Raw genomic sequence first — 2,724 nt, forward strand, 5'->3', positions numbered from 1 at the left:
GTGACGACCTGCCGGGGGCCGGTGTCGTCGCCGGGATACCAGGTGCGCAGGCTTTCGTGTCGGGTCAGCACGTCGTGCACGGCGGCGGTGAGCGCGTCGGTGTCGAGGCGGCCGGTCAGCCGCACGGCCAGGGGAATGTTGTAGGCGGCCGAGGTGGTGTCGAACTGGTTGACGAACCACATGCGTTGCTGCGCCGGGGACAGCGGCAACCGGTCGGGGCGGGCGGTGGCGGTGAGCGGAACCCGGTGCCCGCCGTGGTCGTCGAGGATGCGGCCGGCCAGCGCGCGGACGGTGGGCGCCTCGAACAGGGCCCGCACCCCGGCGTCGGTGCCGACCGCGGTGTTGATGCGGGCCACCACGCGGGTCGCGATGAGCGAGTTGCCGCCCAGGTCGAAGAAGTTGTCGTCGACCGAGACGCGGTCGTGGCCGAGGACGTCGGCGACGACCGCCGCGATCACCTTTTCCAGGTCGGTGGTCGGGGGCCGGTAGTCGCCGCCGGTGGCGGTCAGGTCCGGGACGGGCAGCGCGCGGCGATCGAGTTTGCCGACCGGGGTCAGCGGGATCTCGTCGAGCACCACGACCGTGGCGGGCACCATGTGGGCGGGCAGCTGCGCCGCGACGTGCGCGCGCAGCGCCGCGGGGTCGGCGACGCGGTCCGGTTCGGGCAGCACGTACGCGACGAGCACGGTGTCGCCGGACGGGGCGGTGTGCCCGAGGGTGTGGGCGAACGCGACGCTGTCGTGCCCGGTCAGCGCGGCGTCGATCTCGCCGAGCTCGATGCGGAAGCCGCGGACCTTGACCTGGAAATCGGAGCGGCCGAGGTATTCGACGGTGCCGTCGCCGCGCCAGCGCACCACATCACCGGTGCGGTACATCCGCTCCCCCGCGGCGCCGTAGAGGTCGGCGACGAACCGGGCGGCGGTCAGGTCCGGGCGCCGATGGTAGCCGCGGGCGACACCGGGCCCGGCGATGTAGAGCTCCCCGGCGACACCGACGGGCACGGGCCGCAGCCGGTCGTCGAGGATCACCTGGTGGAAGCCGAGCGCGGGTCCGCCGACGGTGACGGTGTGGCCGGGCTGCAGGGCGGGGCTGACGCTGGTTTCGATGGTGGCCTCGGAGGGGCCGTACCCGTTGAACATGTGCCGGCCCGGGGCCCAGCGCGCCACCAGGTCCGGTGGGCACGCCTCCCCGGCGACCACGAGGACGCGCAGGGTGTCGAGGCCGGCCGGGTCGAGAGAGGCCAGGGCGGTGGGGGTGATGAAGGCGTGGGTGACCTGCTGGGCGCGCAGGTAGCGGGCGAGTTCGTCGCCGCCGTAGATCTGGGGCGGCACGATCACCAGGGTCGCGCCGGCGCAGAACGCCTTGGTGAATTCGAAGATGGAGGCGTCGAAGCTCGGGGACGCCAGGTGCGAGACGCGGGCGGTGTGGGTGATCGCGAAGTGGGTGCGCACCTCGGCGTTGAGGTTGGTCAGGCCGCGGTGGGTGACGACCACACCCTTGGGGCGGCCGGTCGAACCGGAGGTGTAGATCAGGTAGGCGGGGTGGTCGAAGTGCAACGGGAGGGTGCGGTCGGTGTCGGTGACCGGGTCGGCCGGGGTCGCGGCGACCCGCTCGCGGAACGCGGGGTCGTCGAGGACCAGCCAGGGCACGGTGTCGGGCAGGTCGGCGCGGTGCGCGGTGGTGGTCAGGCCGAGGGTGGCGCCGCTGTCGGTGAGCATGTAGTCGATGCGGTCGGTGGGATAGGTGGGGTCGACGGGCACGAACGCGGCCCCGGTCTTGGTGACCGCCCACACCGCCGCCACCGATTCGATCGAGCGGGAAATGCCCAGGGCCACCACGGTTTCGGGGCCGAGACCGGCGTCGATGAGGACCCGCGCGACGCGGTGCGACCAGGTGTCGAGTTCGCCGTAGGTGACCTCGCGGCCATCGTGGATCAGGGCGACCGCGTCGGGCAGGATCGCCGCGATCGAGGTGAGCATCTCCGGCCACAGCTGCGGCGAGGCCGAGGGCAGGCCCCGCGCGGGGGCCAGCGCCGCCAGTTCGCGGGCGGTGACGATGTCGATGTCGCCGACCGCGATGTCCGGGTCGCCGGTGAGCGCGTCGAGGATCCGGGTGAAGCGGTCGGCGAAGGACGCGACGGTGTCCGGGTCGAACAGGTCGGTGGCGTAGGTGAACGCGGCGCGGATCCCGGCGGGCCCGTCGGCGCCGTCGATTTCGGCGACGGACAGTTGCAGATCGAAGTGGGACAGCAGCGGGTCGAGGTCGAGCACCGCGGCGGTCAGGTCGGGCAGCCGCACCTCGGGTCGTTCGGTGTCCTGGAATTCGAGCAGCACCTGGAACAGCGGCGAGTACGCGGTCGAGCGCGGCGGATCTAGCACCTCGACGAGCCGCTCGAACGGCAGGTCGGCGTGCCCGAACGCGGCGAGGTCCCCGGCGCGGACCCGCGCGAGCAGCGCCGCGGCGGGTTCGGTGTCGTCGACGCGGGCGCGCAGCACGACGGTGTTGACGAACATGCCGATCAGGTCGTCGAGGGCGCGGTGGCCGCGCCCCGCGACCGGGGTGCCGACGAGGATGTCGCCGCTGCCGGACAGGCGGGCCAGCAGCACCACCAGCGCGGTGTGCAGCACCATGAACACCGACGCGTCGTGGCGGCGCGCGAGGGCGACCAGCCGGCGGTGGGTGGCGGCGTCGACGCGGAACGGGAGGCGGGCGCCGCGCCGGCTC

Annotated in this window: 1 protein-coding gene; it reads right to left on the reverse strand. The window is 73.4% G+C overall.

Annotated features, from left to right (window positions below):
- On the reverse strand, positions 1-2,724 hold a 2,724-nt coding region (locus tag Q8814_RS25590; protein WP_330154751.1), incomplete at both ends, for a non-ribosomal peptide synthetase.

Source organism: Rhodococcus chondri (assembly GCF_036327435.1).
GTDB lineage: Bacteria > Actinomycetota > Actinomycetes > Mycobacteriales > Mycobacteriaceae > Rhodococcus > Rhodococcus chondri.